We start from the raw sequence: 22,070 nt of genomic DNA on the forward strand, positions 1-22,070 counted from the left end.
CCCGCCGGACAGTCAGCGCCGACGCCTGCGGGCCTTACGCCTGTGGTTCGACTGGTTGCAGCAACAGCACGCTATCCCGACCAGCCCGGCGGCAACCCTCGCCTCACCAGACAGAAAAAAACGTCCCTCGGTGACGGAGACCCACGGTCAACCCGACGCCATCCCAGCCCGCTTCGCCACTTTACGCCAGCATCTGGCCGCCTGGCTGGAAGCCGTACGAGGACAGGGCTTAAGCGAACGGACACAAGAGTCCTATGAAGAGCGGCTGTTGCCGTTCGTCAACTGGTGCGAAGCGCGTGGCGTGATGACGGCACCGCAGGTCAGCCTGCCGTTACTGGAAAGTTACCAGCGCTGGCTGAGAAGCGCCCGTAAAGCGAACGGCCAGCCCTACAGCCCGGGCAGTCAGCGGGACCGCCTGAGTGTCTTACGTCAGTGGTTCCGCTGGCTGTTGCAACGTCACCATATCCTGTATAACCCGACGGATAACATGGTATTGCCAAGAGAAGAAAAACGGCTGCCAGCACAGGTGATGAATGAAGACGAAACCCACACGGTCTTAGCCGCAACGGATATCAACACCCCAACCGGGCTGAGAAATCGCGCTATCCTTGAAGTACTGTGGAGTACCGGTATCCGGCGGATGGAAGTAGCCAACCTGCTGTTAAGCGAGGTGGACTTCGGGCGCGGGGTGGTGCTGGTCAGACAGGGTAAAGGCCGTAAAGATAGGGTGGTGCCCATCGGCGAACAGGCGCTGCACTGGTTAAGCCGCTGGCTCAGCGTCCGGCCCGAGTTAACGCGGCGGGGTGACAGTGGACACCTGTTTATCACCAGGAAAGGCCGGGGACTGGCAAAGGGCACGTTAACCTGGATAGCCGCCGACAGCATCCGTAAACAGGCGCAACTGACTAAACCGGGGGCCTGTCATCTGTTCCGCCACTCAATGGCAACCCAGATGCTGGAGAACGGCGCGGACACCCGGCACATCCAGGCGATACTGGGGCATGAGAAACTGGAGACGACGCAAATCTATACGCGGGTGGCCATCGGTCACTTAAAGCAAGTGCATGAGCAGACCCACCCGGCAGAACGGCAGTCAAAGCAGGCAACGCCAGACGATAAGCAGGCGGAGAGTGACAAGCCGGACAGCCCGAAGCCGGTCTGAACGCGCTGTGTTGCCGGACAATCTTAATGTTAGCCGGTTCCCTGTGAGCGCGTGGGGTGCAGTGAAAGGCAGACTGCGCGCGTCCCTGCGCACAGACTGCCTGCCCACCTTCTGAGTGCCCGGCAGTAAATGCCGGCCGCCCGGCGCTGAACATCGGCGTTCTCGGTGACAATCGTTGCCGGTCAGCCGCCATTCAACATAATGTGGCATTAAGCGAAATGGGCCTACACGGCCCACAACGCTTAACGGCACATTATGTCGGCACCGCCCACCCATGGGCGCTGCGCGGTTACCTTGGCCCCGGTGCGCGGCTGGCCGCCGGGTTGAGCTTCTCAGAGCAGTGTGGCGCACCGGGTTCGCCCGCTCACCCGCTGCTGTCAGCCCCAGAGCCAAAACCGGCCGCCGCAGTCGCCGCCGTCCGTGGCGGCTCCGGGGCGAAAATCCGCCTTAAACCGTTGTCGGTCAGTCCGTCAAGGTCAACCGCCCTGAAGGCAGGCCAGCAAGCTGGCGCAATTTATGGCCCCCGCCCAACCCTGCTGCACTGGCTGCGTCCGGCTCGCAGTCGCAGGCTCCTCGCTCGTTCCCGTACTCGCCATCTCCGCCCCGTCCGCCCCCGCGAGCGGGGGCTCCCCGCTGAAAAGCTTCACCTGCGGGCTTCGCCAGCCCGCACCCGGCCAACCCGCGTCAGCGGCGCAGACAAGCTGCACCGCCGCCACGGGTTCCCAATAAAACCCGGTTCCGGCAGGCAAAGCGGGGCGAAACCCGGCGCTGACGTCGGGGAAAAAATGCGCTAACATCGGGAAAGTGCCCGTCGGGGCCAGTTGGCATGTTCTTTAACAGGGTGGGAAAAAACGGTGGAGAAAAAGGCTGCTAAATCAGGGGGAAAGGTCCGCTAAACTGTATGATGGCGTCGGGATAGTCCCTAAGATAAGTACGGCTGTAGTACTAACCCCAGTCTGGCAATTGTCGATGAGTACCATTTACACCCAGATAATGCCGTCTACTCTGCTCTTGAGCTGGGAATGGGTGCACGTCCCGAAGGTATCCTGTTTACCATTACCACGGCAGGCAGTAATGTTATTTTAGCCTGTAAGCAGCACTATGATTATTGCTGTCAGATATTGGAGGGTGAAGAACATAACACCCCACTGTTTGCCCTGATTTACGAGCTGGACGATGAGCACGAAATTGATAATGAAGCCCTTTGGATAAAGGCCAATCCCAATCTGAATATCTCCGTGGACAGTGCCGCTTTGCATGACACCATCCAGAAAGCGCGGGGCATTCCCTCACAATGGACGGAAATGCTCACCAAACGCTTTAATATCTGGTGTCAGGGCGAAACACCGTGGATGGGTGAAGGAGCATGGAAAGCCTGCCAACTCGACTATGACGAAAACGACCTGAAAGGCTTGGAGTGTTATGCCGGACTGGATTTATCCTCCACAGGCGATATCACCAGTATTTGCTACACGTTCCCCGTGGATAGCGAACTGTTATTACTAACCCGCCATTACTTACCGGAAGCCCAGTTACAGAATCCAGCCAATAAGAATCGGGCGATGTATCGTCAGTGGGCACAAATGGGCTGGATTCGCACCACACAAGGCGACTGCATTGATTATGACCGTATCCGTGATGATATTCTCAAAGACAGTCAGCACTTTGATATTAAGCTGGTGGGCTTTGATACATGGAACGCCACTCACTTAAGAACGCAATTACAGGGGGCTGGGCTGGATGTTGAGCCGTTCCCGCAAACCTACATGTGTTTTAGCCCTGTGGCTAAATCTGCCGAGGTGTTTGTTAACCGTAAGGTCATTCGTCATAACGGCGATCCGGTGCTCGCTTGGGCGATGTCCAATGTCGTGATGGAAACGGACGCGAACGCTAATATCAAACCGAACAAGAAGAAATCCGCGAATAAGATTGACCCCGCCATTGCGCTCCTGATGAGTTTTGGTACATGGCAGGTTGAGCATGAAGAGTTTGCGTTTACCTTAAGTGAAGAACAGCAGCAGCGCCTTAAGGTGTTTAATGGGATATAGCGAAAAAAGTTAAGCGTTTATACTGATTCGCTTATTGAGTCAGATAAACCAATCGGTTAAAGTAGCCCAGCCATTGGCAAAATCCAATGGTCAGGGATTTGCAACCCTGTAGACACTCCACTGGTAGGATGTTTCTACCAGTGTGCCTGCGTTCGCCTTTTCTATGGCGGTTCAGGCAGGGGAGGCTTCGGCCTCGCCGGATGAGTGTCCCGGTATTGCAAACCCTGTCCGAATCGCCACCATCAATGATCAATTAATGGAAGGGGTAGCAGGAATGAATAACGTTAGAAATGACTGGTATCAAGCTGACATTATTGCTGCATTACGTAAGCGTGGTACGACCTTAGCGGCTGTTTCCCGTGAAGCGGGACTCAGTTCATCTACACTAGCAAATACTCTCAGTCGGCCTTGGCCTAAAGGAGAGTGGATTATTGCTAACTATCTTGAAATACACCCATCTGAAATTTGGCCTAGTCGCTATTTTGATATGTGCGGTCAGCTTATTGAGCGAAAGGCTAGAAAAAATCCGACTAATAGTAGCCTAAGTTAAACAGATATTTTCTTGTGGGGGACTAAGCACCTATCCCAAAAGGAATTGTCATGTTGTATAATATTCTAGAACGGATAATTTCTGAAGGTATAGAGAGTATGACAAACAACAAATGGCGGCTCAGTGATGAGCTTTGGGAAAAAATGATGCCACTTATCCCCGAACATAAAACTCAGCATCCGCTAGGTACACATCGCAAACGGGTTGATAACCGCGCCGCTATGGATGCCATCTTCTTTGTGCTCAGAACAGGCTGCCAATGGAATGCCCTGAATGCAACAGGAATATGCTCGTCAAGTTCGGCTCACCGTCGTTTTCAGGAATGGCGTGACGCCGGCGTTTTTGAACGCTTCTGGCAGAACGGTTTGCTGGCCTGCAAGCACCTCGCGATCATCGACTGGTCGTGGTTATCACTGGATGGTTGCATGACCAAATCCCCTTTAGCGGGGACAAAAAAACAGGTCGTAACCCCACAGACAGAGGGAAACAAGGCGTAAAACGCAGCCTCATGACCGAGGCTAACGGGCTTCCTCTTTCACTCGTTGTTGGCGCAGCAAACACGCACGATATCAAACTGGTTGCAGATACGCTCGATGCACTTCAGACAGGCAAGCCGGGTAAAAAGGTCAGGCTGTGTCTGGATAAGGGATATGATGCTAAATGGCTGAAAGACTATCTACGAAGTCGGCATTACGAGCCGCATATTCAGTCTCGCAAGGAGGAATCAGATGCCTGCCAAAATACGGACTTTAAAGCTCAAAGATGGGTTATCGAGAGGACGCATAGCTGGATGAATCGCTTTCGTCGGATACTGATCCGATGGGAAAAGAAGGTCGAAAACTATGAAGCTATGTTACATTTTGCCTGCGGGATTATAGTCTGGAACAAAATCCTATTGGGATAGGCTCTAATACTACAGCCGTAGATACCAGAAAGTTGCATTTTCCTTGATGGTCACCACTCTGAGAAACCGCATGAATTAAGCTTTTCTATGAGTGTCTTTTCTGTTGAAAAAAGTAAGTACGGCTGTAGTACTAAGCACCCCACTAGATATTTAGATATTTTCTTTTAATTAAGAAAATTTCAGTCACCTTGCGTTAAGAAATCTAAACTTACATCTCCATACATTAATAGATCAAAAGCTAAAAATAACTTTCTTAAGTCTGATTTTAAATTATCATTTTTAAATAATGGAAAAGCTTCTTCTTGAATATATTTCTTTAATTCATCTTTATTTATTGATTTTATATTTTTTATTATAACTAATAATTCTTTTTTATTTAATAAATTCTCGGATTTTATATCTTCGATTGAGCTAAACTCTCTCTTTGAGAATGTTTTATCCAGATGGACGGATTTAACTAATTTGTCTATTTTTCCATGTTATTTTATTCTTTTTTCTATTTTTTTTATTTCTTTTTTTGATATATTAATATTGTGAAAATCACAAGATTTTATTAATTTAGAGAAAGGGGTTCTAGCATGAGGAGAGTAGTCGATAAGAAATTCAAGAGCTGATTTGTTGGGGATTTCATTTTTTTCAAATATATACCCGCTTAACTTGAAGATGCAGTATTCATAACCTGGAAGTTGTCATTAATACGGCACGACAGGTTCCCGGCCAGTTCCGGTAATATTTCCGTAAAAAAGCGATGTATTGCCTGCTTGAACAAGGTCGTCGAGGCGAAATAATGGTTATTCCTGACTTGTTCATTCATCACCTTCCACAGCCTTTCTATCGGGTTCAGATTCGGGCTGTACGGTGGCAGGTAATGAAGCTCAATATTCATCACATAAGCCCAGTCTTTCACCAGCCTGCTTCGGTGGTAACCAGCTCCGTCAAGGATAATATGAACCTTCTGACTGACCGGATAGGTTTCACGCAGAGCAATGAAAAACTCTGCGATGTGATAACTGTCGATACGGTCATACTCGCGTACTACCGTTTTACTAATATCAGCCAGATTAAGGGCCCCCATCAGGTTCAGACGGGTACGGCTTCCCGTGGTTTTCACCGCGGTTTTCTGGCCTTTTCGCATCCAGCCATAAGCCAGTTTCGTCCCCTGCGTGGGATGGACGCCATCAATGAACAGGATGGGCTCATGGTCTCCGGCTTCCTGCTTGAGTTTCCCGTAGGTTTCTATAAAGGCCCGCTGCTGTTCCGCGTTGAACTTGTGTGGCACGCCGGTCGGCTTTTTATAACTGAATCCCTGGTGGTGCAGCCATTTATTCATGCCGGGAACGGTGTAACGGATATCCCACGCTTCTTTGACAAGGCGGATAACCGCCTGTGTGGTGGGCAGAAGATTTGCGGTCAGATAGGCGATAAGTTCCTGAGTCTGTGTTTCGCTGAGATGGCTCTGAGAGCCGCCATTTTCGGGCTTGATTTTACGGTGATTAAGGTAATCGCTGATATGACGATGAACGGTCGTTTCATGAAGACGCAGGGCCTGAGCGATCATGACAGAACTCCAGCCCTCAGAGGCCAGGAGGACCGCTTTGATGCGATCACACTCTCTCTTATCACGGCAGGTGTGATGGAGATGTTCAAGTTCGGCTTTTTGTTCATCGGTAATGAATATTTTCATGACAGATACCATGAACCTCATTTGGGCGAAAATCAAGCAGTTTCAATGATTACGGGTATATAATCTTCTAAATATCCAATTTCTTTCACTCTAATATAAACAAGTTGTTTATCACCTAATGCTACGACTAAATTTTTACCAGAATTAGCATATTTTTCTAATTCATCCAAATCAGAAGGCGTGACTAATAAACTACCTAGATTTCCTTTCTCCCCTTCTTCTAGAATAAGTTGCTTTATTACCCTTTGATATCTAAGGATATCATATGGTGGCAATCCTTCATCTATGTTACTTATTTCATCATATATTTTTTTATAATTATCTGTTTCTATAGATGTATACGTTATTTGTGATTTATCATCTGTCCTATGTGTTTTTAAAATATCCATTTCATTTTTTTTGAATTCAATAAAAATAATTCTTTCAGCGGATTTTCTTTTATCTTCTTTTGGGAGCTGTGAAGAAAAATCAGTCAGTAGCTTTTTTACATTTCTATCTGTTAAATAAGATTTCATAATTGTGCTACACCCATTTTTTGTCTTCCTGGCTTTTGCTGTGATGAAAACGATGCCAAAAAGGCATCAACATAATTCAGTAACTGCCACATAAATTGACAACAATGATTTCGCGTTATTGTCTCATGGAGCGATTGCCATAACCGTTCTATTTTATTTAGCCACGGTGAATAGACCGGTAAAAACAACAGGGTAAATTTTGGATGTCGTGCCAGCCAGTCCTTTACCTTCTGACTTTTATGAATACAGTAGTTATCTAAGATTAATGTGAGGGTTTCCGCATGGGGATATTGATGATTCAGTTCATCTAACATTTTGATAAATAAATCAGAATTCTTTTTTATTCCTTTAACATAGGTGATTTGCTCTGTTTGGGCATTAAGGCAGCCCGCAAGGTAATGTTTTTCGTTTTTTCCCGGGGTGATAACCAGGGCAACCGCATGAATGATTAAATATCACTCACATTAGCAAAACCCGCCTGTAATACTCGCTCCAAAAATTGGGTTTTCATCCATATTCGTCTACGCTTCGCTTTAATGCTTAATTGACTCGTTTCTTTTTTCAGCATGTTTAACGAAATACGTCGTAATATCGCGATGTTTTCCGCCGCATTTTCACGGTAAATTTGACAATCATCTTCCTTAAACGTCACATCAAGCACCCAGTGAAGATTATTCTCTATTTGCCAATGGCTGCGTACTGCCTGAGAAAATTGTTCTTCTGTCAGTCTGGCTGAACTGATGTAGTAACGGTACTCCAGACTGGGCAATTTGCCGTTTTCTTGCCTGTATCCGATTGTGACACCCAGTGTTTTTAATCCCGTCCATTCCGGAAAATCGGTTTTGAATGTATCGGCATTCAGCACATGGCTTTCTCTGATTTCCAGACGACCATGACCCTGTTCTATCAACGCTTTTTCGGTTGTTAAGGGCAAAACGCGCTGGGCTTCCAGGGCTTTTTGAATGGCACGATGGAGACGTTTTTGGTTGTCTTTCACACTTAATAAATAATCCGCGCCGGCATCAATAATCTCCTGAGCGATCTGCGTTTGGCATCCCATCGCATCAATGGAAATCAGCGCGCCTTTCAGTTCCAACAACTTAATGAGTTCCGGGATTGCGGTAATTTCATTAGATTTTTTCTGGGTTTTAACCTGGCCGATGACCATTTTATTGGCTGTCGCATAAGCACTCACAAGGTGGAGAGCCGAACCGCGTTCTCCCGGGGCATAGGCACCCCGTAAGACTTTACCATCAATCGCCACTAATTCTCCCTGAGTAACCTGATGAACCGAACGCATCCAGTTGATAAAACACAGATTAAATTGTTCCGGATTAATCCGTGAGAGAAGCCGGGCAATCGTATCATCAACAGGGATCCCCGCCTTGAACATATTATGTTCAAGAAACCATTCATGGTGGCCTTCAATATACTCTTGGATCTCACTCCAACCATCTGCGCCGCCCAGAACAGCGCACAATGAGGCAAATAAAATATCGAATAAAGGGTAGGCGACTTTAGCGCTTTGACGGGGATCTTGAATGTCTGAGAAATGTTCAGTAAAAATATCAAAGCACATGGTTTTTGCTCTCAAAAAGAGAGTATGAGATCATAACTATTACCGTCGGTCAAATCTGATTTTTTTAACAAAATATTCACGATCTTGCCCTGGGGTGATAACCCGTTTTTGTTGTCCTTTGAAGCACCAGTCCGCGCCGATTTTCGGGTTTAAATCAATATCCACCTCATCTTCATAAAAAACGGGATGTTTTTCTGAAATGTTCGCTTTGGCTTCCGCGATCTTTGCCATTTTCTCATCGTATTCGGGATCAGGTTGTTTCACTGTGGGTGCCGCTCTACGCCAGACAATCCCCACCTGAGCAAAGTAACGATAAAGGACATTTTGCGTCAGAGAGAGGTTGAGTAATTCATTGAGGGTATGAGTCATGAGTTCAAGGCTCCAGCGAGAGCGGAGATAGCCTAACTTTTGGGGGGATTGCTGTAATAAGAAAAGTAAGAGGTTATAGAGTGGGGAGAGATCCCAGACAACAGGTCGGCCAACGGGTAAACTTTCGAGTCCTTCCAGCCCATATAATGTAAACCACTGAACCCAACGATTGACGGAAGAGCGTGCGGCATGAAGGGTCTTGGCGACATAAGTCACTGTCAATCCTTCATTGAGCATCAATAACGCCGTTAATCGACGGGAATAGTTCTTATCACGGGTTTTATGGATAAGTTTTCTCATTTTCTGGCATTCATCTTGAGGTATAGGTGCTATGATAGGCATCACTCAGTCCGTGTTGGGGTTTGGGATTTTTCGCAATTGATCAGATCGCAAAAATCGGACTGAGTTCCCTCCAAGTGATCTATTATTTTGAAAAGTTATTTACTTCGATTAAATATAATTAACTGTCTTTCTAAAAAGTTTTATTTATTGAGTTAAATCTGACTTTTATATAAAAGCTTTAATCTATTTGTATTCTCGTTTTTAAATGGTCATGGCAGGTTAGGTAAATGTAAAATGAGCGGAGGATAGCATAGCTGATAAATGCATTAAACATGTTAGGGAGTAAGCTGTTTTTAGTCACCTTTCCGCGTGACCAACCAAAATGCTTCTGTACAAATATAATAAACCTCGGTAACTTTAGCTTACTTGTAATAGGATCCATTGATCCCATTTCACCTTCTTGCAACACTTTGTGCAATTGGGGACTGTGATAGTATCCCGTTCATTCGTGAAATATTTTCCTCTAAGGCTCTTCTGTGCCGTCGATCTCCAATGCGGCTTTATCAAAAGTATAAAGCGGCGAAACCGACTCTTTGTTTTTTACCCCATACCGCTGAGACTTATTCACTATCAATGCACCCGCAAAGTCGGCCTGCTTAGTCTTACCGCCGCATTTAATCGGCTTTGCATTGATGTAGTCATCCAATGCACACCAGAGCGCATGACCATCTTCGAAGATAACATTGGGTTCTTCAATGAGGCTATGCAACACATCTACCAGCGACTCTTCAGGCAGCAAGTAACGCTTACCTCTCAATGTCCAAATTGTCTCGACTAAACATGATAAGTAGAGATATGCACATCTTTACATTTTGTCAATAGTAAATACCTGTCATCAAATTTGCTGGGATTGCAAGTTAAGATAACTGGGCTATTTGAACAATGTTTTTATGTAATCCCATATGTGAAGGCTGTTTTTCAACTATTGGTTTATCCACGTATAGCGTTTAATCAGGCTAGGGGAGCAAGTGTATGGTGTCCATTTATTTATTGCTATAAATTGGACATTAATTTATTGGATATATTAAATTTTTTATCGAATTTAGATGATGTGCTCTCGACTTTAATCCTGCGGAATAAGGTTCACCTGCTTATTGAGTGGTTTTATCTAATTAATAAGCATGGATATTTTCAAGAAATTTTAGTCATTAACATCGGGCTAATTCATATTCATGTTGCTTTATTTATCAAATAATAATAATTTTTATTATCATTTGTAATCGTATTCTTGTTGTAGCTGATGATCTAAACTTTATGGAAACTAAATGAGAGAGCTAACGACCATGCAGGCCGCTTATTGGGTTGGCCGACAATATGAACAGACGTTGGGTGGTGTTACCGCACATTTGTATGCAGAGTTTGATGGTACTGCACTTGATCTTGAGCGGCTGAAAACTGCCGTACAGTATCTCTTTGATATCCATCCGATGTTGAGACTACGCGTTACACCGGATGGCATGCAAACCATAGAAAGTCTGTCTTCCAAAGATAAATTGTACATTGATGATGTCAGTATCTGCGATGAAAAAGCCATTGCTGATTTTCTGGAAAGTAAACGAAAAAGTAAAACCCACCAGAAACTGGATCTTGAACATGGTCAGTCTATCGATTTGAGTGTCACCCTTTTAAAGGATGGAGACTTTCGCTTGCATATCGACCTGGACATGATTGCAGGTGATGCGCAAAGTTTTCGTATTCTTATGGAAGATTTGGCCCGGTTTTATCATCAGCCTGATCATCAACCGAAAAGTGGAGGAAGCACTTATTTTCACTATTTGGAGCGGATGCAGGTTGATAAGTCTTTATTAACTTTACGTGAACGCGATAAAAAATGGTGGAGTACGCGTATCGCGCAAATTCCACCAGCCCCTAAACTTCCTCATATTCATCGCCCTCTCCCAAAGGGAGAATACTTTAGTGATCGATTCGCGGTTCAACTGACTAAAGAAGAAAAGTTGTCGTTAAAGACAACCGCCAAAAAATATCAGATTACGCTGTCAACATTATTTCTGTCTCTTTTCGCGTGTACCGTGGGGATTTGTACGCAATCTGATAAATTCAGATTAAATGTACCTACGTTCCAGCGAGAAAGTTACCTCAGTGATGTGGACAAAATTGTTGGTGATTTTTCAGATTTATCGATTTTAAGTGTTGAATTACAGCGCCATGAGCCGATGATTACGTTATGCCGTCGTTTTGCTGATCAAATCGCTTTACTCCTCTCTCACCGTGCTTACCCGGGAGTCAGTGTTATGCGGGATCTCTCCAGATACCACGGTAACATGCAAATCTCGCCTATTGTTTTTACCTCCGGTTTTGGTATCAGTGGCGATAATTTATTATCCGAAAATGTAACCCGTACTTTCGGTGAAATGGTCTTTGTTATTTCGCAAGGGCCACAGGTTGCCTTGGATGTCCAGGTTGCGCCGGCTTATGAAGGGATTCTGGTCAACTGGGATGTTCGTCTGGATATTTTCCCTGAACCGTATATCCGCGGAATGTTTGATATCTATCTCTCTTTGATTCGGATGATCATTCGTTCGCCTGAACTAATAAACCAATCTTTGGACTATTTTTTCTCATCTCATTTTTCTGCTTCGCATCAAGATGTGGGGGCTGAAAAGGTGACATCCTCTTGTGTTGAGCAAATGCTCATTATTCTGCTGTCCCGGCTGACGAATGAAGAAAATATCAACGCTCATACTTCTCTTTCAGCATTGGATATTGATGCTGATGTCGCAAAAGAATTAACGGGATTTATTAACAAATATATCCCACAGGCAGGACTGATAATTGAAGATATTCAGGCTCATCAAACATTAAATGCACTGGCACAGACAATGACATTAAGATCGCGGGGAGCGGCTGAAAAGGCGGCTGAGGCACTAGTGAAAATCCTTAATCGACAGAAGTAATCTTTCTTTTTGAAAGATGTTAAATGTTTAGCTTGTTAATTAATTAGATTCTGCGCTTTCTCACAATCGAAAATTGAGGAAATATCATGGATACCGCACTGACACCATTACAACGCGCGTACCTGCTAGGACGAAGTGAATTGTTACCACTGGGTGGTGTTGCCATGCATGATTTCAGGGAATTCAGAGGTCATATCGAGTTTTCTGTTATTAGGGCCCGGCTCACCAGATTAGTACAGCAATATGATGCATTACGTACCCATATAGATGAAAGTTCATTGGTTCAACATGTTTCCGATGCCATTATCCTGAATCTTGATGAAATTGATTTCACGGGTATCCCGCGTTCAGCGGCTTATCAAAAGATAGATGAGATGAGGCAGGCGTATTCTCATAAGATCCACGATCTTTCTCGCTCTCCCTGGCATATTTGGGTCATTAAATTGGCAGAGCCAGAAGATAAGGATAATGACCTTTTTACGACCGTGGTATTCGTGAGCTTTGATGCACTGATTTTGGATGGCAGCGCTATCTCTCTCATATTGTTTAAATTGTTTGAGGAAGGTGAGAATGAGCAGAAAAGATCCAGGCCAACGGGAAATATCGCTCATTTGCTTCAACCGCCTTCTGTCCCGAAAAAGCAAAGTGATACTGAATATTGGTCAGAAAAGCTAAAAGACTATCCCGGCCCACCGGCGTTGCCCTGGAAGAAACCGCCAGAATCGATTAAATCCTCTCGCTACAGAAGGGAGAAGGTCACAATTCCCAGCGCGACGTTGAATCATTTGTCTAAAATCGCCTCATCTTATGGTCTGTTTCAAAATACGATTTTATCTACCATTATCCTGGAGATAATGTCGTTTTGGACACAAGATAGTCGGTTATGTATCGGTGTTCCGGTTGCTATTCCCACCCAGAAAACGCAGTTCAGTAATGAATCTTCTTTTGTCGCTGTTTGTTTTAAAAGAGACCAAGTGCCATTTTTAGAAAGAGCGACAGCTTTTCAAAATGATATTTTTGCCTCTCTGGAACATCTGGATTTTTCCGGTGTTGATATTAACAGAATGATATTTAATCAACATCAGACAGGTTTAGCGCTGCCTGTTGTGCTAACGAATGGCTTGTCATGGAAAACATTGCCTGCATCTGGTGATGTCTCTTTTTATGATGGATTAACGCAAACGCCGCAAGTTGCGATGGATATTCGTTTGTCCTTGGACCAGGACAAAAATTTGGTGTTATCCATTGATTATGCAGAAAAAGCGCTGGAACAAAATATCGTGCAGGATATTTTACAAACCATCACTCAGGCAATAGCGCTGATTTGTCGTCAGGAAAAACTCGCTGTGGATTTTTCTGAGGTGATTGATTATCACCATTACAAAGATAACGGTAATGACAGTGATTTTATCTGTTCAAATTTCCTGGCTCGTATTGCGGATAACCTATTGACGGGAAAATTAAAAAAATCCGCTATTATCTGTGGGGAGCAGCAGATTACATATTCTGAGTTGGGGGCGTGTGTTCAAAAAATAGTGAATAATCTGAATCGCTGTGGGATGCGTAAAGGCAGTGTGGTCGCGATTTGTTTGCCTCGTAGTCCTGAACATGTGATGGTGACAATCGCTTGTGCGCTCTTGGGGATTATTTGGGTGCCTATTGATGTGAATTCTCCCCCTGAACGTCTGGACTATCTGCTAACGAATTGCCATTCTGATCTCATTGTGAATACCGGACAGTTTAATCGTGATAAAACCATCACATTGGAAACACTGCTCACATCGGTTTCTGAAAACGTTTTACTCCCTTTAGAAACTTTATCATCACTGAGTCATAGCCTTGAACCTGCTTATTATCTGTATACCTCCGGAACAACGGGTAAACCCAAATGTGTGGTGCTCAATAACAAGGCAACATCTAATGTTATCGGGCAAACGCTGAATAAATGGGAGGTTAAACAGGATGACGTGTTTATTTCCGTTACGCCATTACATCATGATATGTCTGTTTTTGACCTCTTTGCATCACTGACTGTTGGCGCAACACTGGTTATCCCTGAACCTCATGCAGAGAAAGATGCTATCCATTGGAATCGGCTGATTTCGAAGCACAAAGTTTCTATTTGGTGCTCAGTGCCTGCGATTTTAGAAATGTTAATTGCGTGTCAAAAGGAGGGTTCTCTCTCTTCCCTCAGACTGATAGCGCAGGGCGGTGATTATATTAAGCCTGCTCTTATCAAGGAAATTAGAGCAATTTATCCTGATACCCGGTTGTTTTCTTTGGGAGGGCCGACTGAAACGACGATTTGGAGTATATGGCATGAAATTACGTCGGCGGATGTCAGCCTTATTCCTTATGGTAAGCCCCTGCCTGCGACTCAATATTTTATCTGTAATGATATCAATGAACATTGCCCGGCGTTTGTGACTGGCCGGATTTATACTACAGGAGTCAATCTTGCCTTAGGCTATCTGGAAGATGGTCTTGTTATGCAAAAAGATTTTGTCACTATCACCTCGCCTGAAGGTGAACAATTAAGAGCATTCAGAACAGGGGATCAGGGCTATTACCGAAAGGATGGCACCATCATTTTTGCCAGCAGAGTCAATGGTTATATCAAAATTCGGGGGATTAGGGTATCTCTGCCTGATATTGAAAGTGAGTTATGTAAGCACCCACAAATCAATAATATTATCGTCGTTGATTATCCAAATGAGCAGAATGGCGATGCAACATTAGGCGCTATGTATACGACGCTAAATGGCCAGGAAATTCCCGCCTCAGAATTGCGGGATTATTCTCACAGGCTTTTACCCGTTTCTCATATACCAACGCGTTTTGCTCATATTCAGGCGTTTCCTTTGTCTGCAAACGGTAAAACGGATCGACATCAAATCAGAGCGTTCTTTACGCAACCGAAGCCGGATAATTTGGCTGATAAGCAGTCGGTTATATCGGAGAGCCAAAGAGTCAATAACAACGCAAAGGATGAATGTTACCAATCGATCCTCGGCATTTATTTGCATACCATTGGTGCGCAGCCGTTAACTGGTTTGAATGAAGATTCTGAATTTTTAGCGCTGGGATTAAGGCCCTCTCATCTTAAAGAAATCGCTCGGTGCCTCACTGAAAAGTTTGGTGTTATTCTGACGCCTCAGCTTTTAGTTAAATGCAGAAATGCCCGGCAGGTTTCCTCTTTGCTTTCACAAAGCATTTAACCTGTTTTTGCTAAAGAACCGGGGGGCAAACTCCGGTTCAAATTGCTGACTTTTCAAATTATATATTGTGTAACGATTTCCAGATAGGAAAACACGAGAACGTTATTATGATTATGTATCCAACTCTGGCTGAATGCCATTTTGATTATCGGCATTCAGCGGTGTTTTATAACACCTATCGTTGACTTAAATGGACCAGCGTCTCCGGGACATAAATATAAAACGGAATACCAGAAAATGAATCATCGTATCCATTATCAATAATCGCATTTTCCCGTACTTCGGCTCCCTATTTCAGAAACACCCTCTTCAATAACTTTCATGCCATCAAAAAGAGCAAAAAAATATGCCAGCTTTATCATGCAGGATAAGGATTTTTCAATTTCATCCTTATTATCTTATAAAAGCCATAATTAGACGGCGTGTTACCCCATAATATAATCGATATGACGCAACTTAATTGAATGTATTCTCATTCGCATAATCTGATTGATAACCATTCTCTTTTTCACCCATCTAATCAGGCACGATTTATTTATTACTTAGTTAATTGAAAAATAGTATAAATTTAAAGAAATATAACCGATCTCTATTGTGCTGAATGACCCTAATGATAACAAAACAGACAAGTCACTATCACTTCATAAAAATAAATACAATATTTTTATCAATAAAATTCCATGTTGTTTAGGTTGGGTTTATATATTGTATTTTTTTATGTTGCAGAGAGGTTTTTATGACCAATAAATCTTGTGCAAAAAATGCGGTAGGATAAAAAATGTCTTGATTTTAGATAAAACTGTTTACAGAATCGCCCTGGTTAGGAAATGATCTGCTCGGTAAATGTGTTTATTTATTACGGTGGATCTTGTCGGTGTTCTCTTATTTACTGCCCGGTTAACTGCCTGCTCTGAAATATCTGAATCCGTTCTTTGTTCCTGAAATTTATCGGGCATGACCCTCATGTCATTCATCCTATTTTTATTGTTTAAGGAGTTGTTTGTGACCCAGAGTTTTCAAAACGAAATCCCCAAGGCACGTATTAATATCAAATTAGATTTGCACACCGGTGGTGCGCAGAAAAAAGTTGAGTTGCCGCTGAAATTATTAGTGATGGGCGATTACAGTCATGGGCAGGAACAGCGCCCACTCTCGGAAAGAGAAAAAGTGTCTATTAACAAAAACAATTTTGACAACGTGATGGCTGAATTCAGCCCCGCGCTTAACCTGACGGTTCAAAATACTCTGGCTGAAAATGGCAGCGAAGAAAATATCGCCCTCACTTTCCAGCAAATAAAGGATTTCGATCCTGAACAAGTGGCCCGCCAAATTCCCCAACTACGGGCGTTACTTTCTATGCGTAATTTATTGCGCGATCTGAGATCCAACCTGCTTGACAACGCTACCTTTCGCCGGGAGCTGGAGCACATTCTCCAGGATGACACGTTGAACGATCAATTGCGGGCTGAACTGGCTGCGCTGGCACCGAAAGCCCTCTGATGATGGCGGTATTTTAGTCAGGAGAGATGTGATGACTGTACAAGAACAAGCCGCTTCTGCTGCGGCAACCACAACCTACGCCGAAGGCAGTGTTTATCAATCATTGTTTGAAAAAATCCATTTGCAACCGGTCGAACAACTGAGTGATATCGAACGCTTTCAGTGCAGTGATGCGCTGGCGGATGTCACGGCGGATGAACGGGTGACCGCGGCGGTCAGCGTTTTTCTCAATCTGTTGAAAGCCTCAGCACGAAAAGTCGAGCGGCTGGATAAGGCTTTGTTGGATAACCACATCGGCGAGCTGGACCACCAAATCAGCCGTCAGTTGGATGTGGTCATGCATCATCCGGCATTCCAGCAAGTTGAATCCGCCTGGCGCGGCCTGAAATTTTTGGTTGACCGGACGGATTTTCGTCAAAACGTCAGCATTGACGTATTGGACGTCACTAAAGACGACTTACGGCAGGATTTTGACGATGCGCCGGAAATTGTTCAAAGCGGCTTTTATCTCCACACTTACACTCAGGAATATGACACGCCAGGCGGGGAACCTATCGGTTCGGTGGTTGCCAATTACGAATTTGATGCCGGCTCGCAGGATATTGCCTTGTTGCGTAATATCGCCAAAGTATCAGCCGCGGCGCATATGCCTTTCATTGGCGCTGTCGGACCCGCCTTTTTTGGTAAAAAAACCATGGAAGAAGTGGCGGCGATTAAAGACATCGGCAGCTACTTTGACCGTGCTGAATACATCAAGTGGCAGGCGTTCCGCGACAGCGACGATGCCCGCTATATCGGTCTGACGATGCCACGTGTGTTGGGGCGTCTGCCCTACGGCCCGGATACCGTGCCGGTACGCACGTTTAACTATGTCGAAGAGGTCGCCGGGCCGGATCACAATAAATATTTGTGGACCAACGCCGCGTTTGCGTTTGCCGCCAACATGGTCAGGAGCTTTGTCAGCAATGGCTGGTGTGTGCAGATCCGCGGGCCGAAAGCGGGGGGCGCGGTCACGGATTTACCGATCCATCTCTACGATCTGGGGACCGGTAATCAGGTCAAAATTCCGTCGGAAGTGATGATCCCGGAAACCCGCGAGTTTGAATTTGCCAATTTGGGGTTTATACCGCTCTCGTACTACAAAAACCGCGATTATGCCTGCTTCTTTTCGGCCAATTCCACGCAAAAACCGGCGTTGTACGACACGAATGAAGCCACGGCCAACAGCCGTATCAATGCGCGTCTGCCCTATATCTTTCTGCTGTCACGGATTTCCCACTATTTGAAGTTAATCCAGCGGGAGAACATCGGCACCACCAAGGACAGGCGTCTGCTCGAAATTGAGTTGAACAACTGGATCAACACACTGGTCACGGAGATGACCGATCCGTCAGACGATGTGCAGGCGTCTCATCCGCTGCGTGAAGCGCAGGTCATTGTTGAAGATATTGACGACAACCCCGGTTTCTTCCGGGTCAGGTTATACGCCGTGCCCCATTTTCAGGTGGAAGGGCTCGACGTCAATCTGTCTCTGGTTTCCCAGATGCCGAAAGCCAGGGGGTAACAACATGAAAATTGATCGTCCGCTGTGGGTGACGGGGACCATCCTGTCGCCCCAACAGTTTCAGCAACAGGCCCGTTGGGAGGCGTATACCCGTGAATGCGTTGCCCGGCTTGGGGGGCTGCATCCCTGGGGCGTGCTGACCGCCGTGTTTGACAAAGCGATGCTGGCGTTGGGGCAGTTGAAAGCCGATCACCTGTGTGTGCGCTTTGCTGACGGATCGCTGATTGATACCGATCAGGCGGATCGCTTACCCCCGGTGCTAGAACTGGCGACGGTGCTGTCGGCAGAGACGCAACAGGTCACGGTCTTGCTGGCGTTGCCGCACCTGTATGCCAATGGCGGTAATTGCCTTAAACCGGATGAACAGGCTGACCGCCCGGTGCGTTACCGGCAAGAGTGGGTGCCGGTACAGGATGAATTCAGTGACCGCTGTGAATCCATGGCGGTGGCCCGTTATGCCGTCTCGCTGCGCGTTGATGGGATGGAAAACAGCCAGTACCTCACCTGTCCCGTTGCCCGTCTGATGCGTGACACCCGGGGAAACTGGGCCTTTGATGAACAGTTTGTGCCGCCGTTACTGCGGTTGAGTGCGAATGCCGGGCTGATGGACCGACTCGATCGGTTACTGACACAGCTGCGGGCCAAACAGGCCCGGTTGATGGGAATGCGTCGTGAGAGCAACGAGCGGATGGCGGATTTTGCTGTGGCGGATGTGTCGCTATTCTGGTTACTGAATGCGCTGAACAGCTATGAGCCGGTACTGCATGATTTTCGGGCGCACGCAGATGTGCACCCGGCGCTGTTTTATCGTGAAGCGGTCAGGCTGGCGGGCAGTTTGCTGACGTTTTCCCTGGACCATGACGCGGGGGGGATCCCGCGTTATCAGCACGATAACCTGACGGCGGTGTTACCGCCGCTGTTTGACTTGCTCAGTAAGTTACTGGAAATCAGCCTGCCGTCGCGGATGGTGGCGATTGAGCTGAAAAAATCGGCACAGCAATGGACAGGGACGCTCCACGATGCCCGCTTGCGTGAAGCGGCGGATTTTTATCTTTCTGTCCGTTCCTCAGTCCCCGCACACCAGTTGCAGGCCCAGTTTCCACTGTTGTGTAAAGCCGGGGCGCCGGATGAGGTTAAGCAGATGATTAATCGGGCGCTGACCGGGATCCCGCTGGTGGCGATGAATCATGTCCCAGCGGCCGTCCCATTGCGGCTGGAGAATCAGTATTTTGCCCTTGACCTGACCCATCCGGCGGCGAAAGCCATGCTGGAGGCGGGAACCTGTGCTTTCTATATGTCCGATGTCCTGGGCGATATTCAGCTTGAACTGTTTGCGGTCTTGAGAACATGAATCAATCACACTTATTCACTAAAAAATCGCCACCGGATATTGATGCCCTGTTGCAAAACAGCTATCTGCTGGTGGTAGAACTGTGCCGGGGTGTGCAGGTGAAGCAGGGCGATGTGGTATGGCAACACTGTACCAGTGAAATAGCGCGGACCCGGCAGGCGTTGTGTGACGCGGGCGTCAACGGATCCGCCGTTGAGCACATCAGCTATGCCCAGTGCGCCTTGCTTGATGAAACCGTACTGACACGGGCGCCGGACGAAGGCTATGCGGCCTGGCGCTCCACGTCGTTGCAGGCCCATTTCTTTGGCACCGCTGAAGCGGGCAACCGGTTATATGAGCGGATACGTACAGTTCTGGATGAACCGGTTCCCGATCAGGCGGTACTGACCTGTTTTCACCGGGTGTTGTTGTTGGGATTTCAGGGGCGGTGTCAGGAAGATACCGCATTGATACGTGAACAACTGATAACCCGCTTAAGTCAACAAACCGTCCCTTTCGGCACGCTTCAATCATCGCCTGCGCTGGCTGGTGCCTTACCGTCCTGTGCCTGGCTGCGTTCCATTGGTGGTCCGCTGATCATGACGATAATCATGCTGACCGGTGTCTGGTGGGGATTGGGCCGGTATCTGGCAACGCTGTTTCCGGGGTGGGGGCAATGAGTGCCATATTGCAACGGATGCTCTGGAGCTGGGGAAGCGGGCTGATGCTGCTGCTTTGTCTGGTCTGGTTGCCTTTAGCGCGGGCAGGCCAGTGGGTGGGCGTGGTCATTATCCTGCTTTTCACACTGGCAGGACTGTTTTATACCGAACGCTCCCGCAAGCGGGAATACCTCGACAGCTTATCGGCGGTGCTGCCACCGGACAGTGATCGTCGCCCAGTGGTGCTGGTGTGCAGTCACGTTCAGGACAGTCTGTTTGGCGAAGAACTGCTGCGTCAGACGCCACAGGGCTACTGGTTGCGCTTACCGCCAGGCACTTCCCTGTCTGATGGGGTGGCAAACCTGCTGGCTGCCCGACCCGCCTGGGGGGGCCAATTGAGCGTGATGGCCGTCATCAACCCGCAACAGTACCGGGATGAGATGGCCCTAGCGGGTTGGGTACGGGAACTGCGCTGGCAGCTTGCTCAGGTGCGTCGCCGCCAGGGCATCCCGTTACCTTTAGTGCTGATCGGTTACTTAGCCGGGGTGATCCAACGCCCTGATTCACCGTGGTTTGCGTGGCAGGCCGGTCAGAACACCGTCACGGTCTGGCGCAAAGGCGTCTCAGGTCAACCGCTGGCGGACTGGTTGGGCGAGGGCAGCGTGACGGAACAGACCGCCCGTTTTCAGTGTGGAGTTGAGCTGACCGGCTGGGCTGACTGGATGAAAGCGTGTGTATTACTGGCTTGTCTGACCCCGGAAAACGGCCTGCCGCCTTGTCCGCCTCAGGCGATGGCGCTGACCTTTGTCCCGGCATTACCGCAGAGGTTAACCGGTCATCTCTGGCAACAGTGGTTGCAGACCAAAACGGCGCTCAACAGCGCCGGTGACCCGGTAAGTTCACCGGATACCGGTACGCCCGTACTGCCTTTCCCTGACCACATATTGCGCCTGTTGCCCATGAGTAAGGTACAGATACCGGTACAACGGGCATTGGGCAGGGCGTTGGGCTTGTTCCTGTTGGCGGGGATGATCGCGTTGGGTTGTTCTGCCTGGCATAACCGCCAGTTATTGCGTCAGGTGGAGGATGACTTACTGAACGACCAATCTATCGCCATAACTGATGAGAGCGGCAAGGCGCAAGCGATGACGGTCCTGAAGCACGATGCTGCCCGGCTTGAGGAATATGACCACGACGGCGTGCCGTGGCGTCTGGGATTGGGGTTATATCAGGGGGCGCGATTACGCCCGCGGTTGCAGGCGGCGATTGCCGGTTACCACCCTGAACATCGGGAGAAAACGCCGGTGACTCCCTCGGTACCCCAGACGATTAGTTTGAATAGCTTGGCCCTGTTTGATGTGGGACAGGCGAAACTGAAAGCCGGTTCGACCAAAGTGTTAGTCAATGCGCTGATAAACATCCGCGCCAAACCGGGCTGGATGATCCTCATCACCGGCCATACCGATTCCACCGGTGACGCCGCGAAAAATCAGGCGTTATCACTGGCGCGGGCTGAAGCGGTACGCGATTGGCTATTACAAAACAGCGATACGTCACCGGCTTGCTTCGCCGTACAGGGCGAAGGAGCAACACAGCCGATTGCTGCCAATACCACTGCTGCGGGGCGTGCTGCCAACCGCAGGGTTGAAATTCATCTGATACCCCATGCGGTCGCGTGCCAACGACCGCAACATGTGTCCGTTTTTTAACCAATGCCGCCAATACAGGCGA

The 22,070-nt window shown here is 47.3% G+C and carries 14 protein-coding genes and 5 pseudogenes; 11 read left to right on the top strand and 8 right to left on the bottom strand.

The annotated features are described in order from the left end of the window. Positions 1 to 160 precede the first annotated feature (160 nt). On the top strand, positions 161 to 1,162 hold the full coding sequence (xerC, locus tag VY86_RS03255; protein ID WP_046976652.1) for a site-specific tyrosine recombinase XerC: 1,002 nt from the start codon (positions 161 to 163) through the stop codon (positions 1,160 to 1,162). On the opposite strand, the gene VY86_RS24445 is transcribed toward xerC, so the two are convergent. Further along, positions 1,094 to 1,555, bottom strand: coding sequence for a hypothetical protein (locus VY86_RS24445; protein WP_158019899.1), 462 nt, complete (start codon positions 1,553 to 1,555; stop codon positions 1,094 to 1,096). The genes xerC and VY86_RS24445 overlap by 69 nt on opposite strands. Before the next feature lie 291 nt (positions 1,556 to 1,846). After that, positions 1,847 to 1,990 carry a hypothetical protein gene (locus tag VY86_RS24450; protein ID WP_158019888.1) on the bottom strand — a complete coding sequence of 48 codons (144 nt, stop codon included), beginning with the start codon at positions 1,988 to 1,990 and terminating at the stop codon, positions 1,847 to 1,849. Between the two features lie 116 nt (positions 1,991 to 2,106). Here VY86_RS24450 and VY86_RS03265 point away from each other — a divergent pair. The 3 genes and pseudogenes from VY86_RS03265 to VY86_RS23930 form a co-directional block, all read left to right on the top strand. Then, positions 2,107 to 3,210 (top strand): annotated as a pseudogene (locus VY86_RS03265) (terminase large subunit); the annotation flags it as partial. A 274-nt stretch (positions 3,211 to 3,484) separates the two neighbouring features. Beyond that, positions 3,485 to 3,760 (top strand): helix-turn-helix domain-containing protein, encoded by a 276-nt coding sequence (locus VY86_RS03270; RefSeq protein ID WP_046976692.1) that lies wholly within the window; start codon positions 3,485 to 3,487, stop codon positions 3,758 to 3,760. Between the two features lie 146 nt (positions 3,761 to 3,906). Further along, positions 3,907 to 4,664 (top strand): annotated as a pseudogene (locus VY86_RS23930) (IS5 family transposase). Positions 4,665 to 5,316: 652 nt separating this feature from the next. Here VY86_RS23930 and VY86_RS03285 read toward each other — a convergent pair. The 6 genes and pseudogenes from VY86_RS03285 to VY86_RS03310 all read right to left on the bottom strand — a co-directional run bounded on the left by VY86_RS03285 (position 5,317) and on the right by VY86_RS03310 (position 9,862). Continuing rightward, on the bottom strand, positions 5,317 to 6,348 hold the full coding sequence (locus tag VY86_RS03285; protein WP_046976622.1) for an IS630 family transposase: 1,032 nt from the start codon (positions 6,346 to 6,348) through the stop codon (positions 5,317 to 5,319). A 56-nt stretch (positions 6,349 to 6,404) separates the two neighbouring features. Next, positions 6,405 to 6,851: pseudogene (locus VY86_RS03290) on the bottom strand (hypothetical protein); the annotation flags it as partial. Between the two features lie 8 nt (positions 6,852 to 6,859). Continuing rightward, positions 6,860 to 7,291, bottom strand: a pseudogene (locus tag VY86_RS03295) (IS630-like element ISPlu16 family transposase); the annotation flags it as partial. Positions 7,292 to 7,311: 20 nt separating this feature from the next. Further along, on the bottom strand, positions 7,312 to 8,442 hold the full coding sequence (locus tag VY86_RS03300) for an ISAs1-like element ISPlu17 family transposase (protein ID WP_046973755.1): 1,131 nt from the start codon (positions 8,440 to 8,442) through the stop codon (positions 7,312 to 7,314). A gap of 66 nt (positions 8,443 to 8,508) precedes the next feature. Then, positions 8,509 to 9,153: pseudogene (locus VY86_RS03305) on the bottom strand (IS630 family transposase); the annotation flags it as partial. Positions 9,154 to 9,616: 463 nt separating this feature from the next. After that, positions 9,617 to 9,862, bottom strand: coding sequence for a PIN domain-containing protein (locus VY86_RS03310; RefSeq protein ID WP_193386964.1), 246 nt, complete (start codon positions 9,860 to 9,862; stop codon positions 9,617 to 9,619). 556 nt (positions 9,863 to 10,418) lie between these two features. Between VY86_RS03310 and VY86_RS03315 the strand changes: the two genes are divergently transcribed. The 7 genes from VY86_RS03315 to VY86_RS03345 all read left to right on the top strand — a co-directional run bounded on the left by VY86_RS03315 (position 10,419) and on the right by VY86_RS03345 (position 22,048). Next, positions 10,419 to 12,068, top strand: a complete 1,650-nt coding sequence (locus VY86_RS03315; RefSeq protein ID WP_046973915.1) for a condensation domain-containing protein — start codon at positions 10,419 to 10,421, stop codon at positions 12,066 to 12,068. Positions 12,069 to 12,154: 86 nt separating this feature from the next. Beyond that, positions 12,155 to 15,286 carry an amino acid adenylation domain-containing protein gene (locus VY86_RS03320; RefSeq protein ID WP_046973916.1) on the top strand — a complete coding sequence of 1,044 codons (3,132 nt, stop codon included), beginning with the start codon at positions 12,155 to 12,157 and terminating at the stop codon, positions 15,284 to 15,286. Positions 15,287 to 16,249: 963 nt separating this feature from the next. Further along, positions 16,250 to 16,786: a type VI secretion system contractile sheath small subunit gene (gene tssB / locus VY86_RS03325; RefSeq protein WP_071880966.1), complete on the top strand. Its 537-nt coding sequence runs from the start codon at positions 16,250 to 16,252 to the stop codon at positions 16,784 to 16,786. Between the two features lie 31 nt (positions 16,787 to 16,817). Beyond that, entirely contained in the window at positions 16,818 to 18,350 is a 1,533-nt protein-coding gene (gene tssC / locus VY86_RS03330) for a type VI secretion system contractile sheath large subunit (protein ID WP_046973917.1), read from the top strand. Positions 18,351 to 18,354: 4 nt separating this feature from the next. Then, positions 18,355 to 19,701, top strand: coding sequence for a type VI secretion system baseplate subunit TssK (tssK, locus tag VY86_RS03335; protein WP_046973918.1), 1,347 nt, complete (start codon positions 18,355 to 18,357; stop codon positions 19,699 to 19,701). Continuing rightward, complete coding sequence (tssL, locus tag VY86_RS03340; RefSeq protein ID WP_046973466.1) at positions 19,698 to 20,360, top strand: type VI secretion system protein TssL, short form; 663 nt, start codon at positions 19,698 to 19,700, stop codon at positions 20,358 to 20,360. The genes tssK and tssL overlap by 4 nt, the downstream gene beginning before the upstream one ends. After that, positions 20,357 to 22,048, top strand: a complete 1,692-nt coding sequence (locus VY86_RS03345) for an OmpA family protein (protein WP_046973465.1) — start codon at positions 20,357 to 20,359, stop codon at positions 22,046 to 22,048. Before tssL ends, VY86_RS03345 begins: the two co-directional genes overlap by 4 nt. Positions 22,049 to 22,070 lie beyond the last annotated feature (22 nt).

The sequence above is a fragment of the Photorhabdus thracensis genome (assembly GCF_001010285.1).
Taxonomy (GTDB): Bacteria; Pseudomonadota; Gammaproteobacteria; order Enterobacterales; family Enterobacteriaceae; genus Photorhabdus; species Photorhabdus temperata.

What these genes read in the sequence shown, in the direction of transcription:
- VY86_RS24450 (WP_158019888.1), bottom strand. Translation starts at nt 1,990, where the DNA reads ATGCCAACTGGCCCCGACGGGCACTTTCCCGATGTTAGCGCATTTTTT.
- VY86_RS03270 (WP_046976692.1), top strand. Translation starts at nt 3,485, where the DNA reads ATGAATAACGTTAGAAATGACTGGTATCAAGCTGACATTATTGCTGCA.
- VY86_RS03285 (WP_046976622.1), bottom strand. Translation starts at nt 6,348, where the DNA reads ATGAAAATATTCATTACCGATGAACAAAAAGCCGAACTTGAACATCTC.
- VY86_RS03300 (WP_046973755.1), bottom strand. Translation starts at nt 8,442, where the DNA reads ATGTGCTTTGATATTTTTACTGAACATTTCTCAGACATTCAAGATCCC.
- VY86_RS03315 (WP_046973915.1), top strand. Translation starts at nt 10,419, where the DNA reads ATGAGAGAGCTAACGACCATGCAGGCCGCTTATTGGGTTGGCCGACAA.
- VY86_RS03320 (WP_046973916.1), top strand. Translation starts at nt 12,155, where the DNA reads ATGGATACCGCACTGACACCATTACAACGCGCGTACCTGCTAGGACGA.
- tssB (WP_071880966.1), top strand. Translation starts at nt 16,250, where the DNA reads ATGTCATTCATCCTATTTTTATTGTTTAAGGAGTTGTTTGTGACCCAG.
- tssC (WP_046973917.1), top strand. Translation starts at nt 16,818, where the DNA reads ATGACTGTACAAGAACAAGCCGCTTCTGCTGCGGCAACCACAACCTAC.
- tssK (WP_046973918.1), top strand. Translation starts at nt 18,355, where the DNA reads ATGAAAATTGATCGTCCGCTGTGGGTGACGGGGACCATCCTGTCGCCC.
- tssL (WP_046973466.1), top strand. Translation starts at nt 19,698, where the DNA reads ATGAATCAATCACACTTATTCACTAAAAAATCGCCACCGGATATTGAT.
- VY86_RS03345 (WP_046973465.1), top strand. Translation starts at nt 20,357, where the DNA reads ATGAGTGCCATATTGCAACGGATGCTCTGGAGCTGGGGAAGCGGGCTG.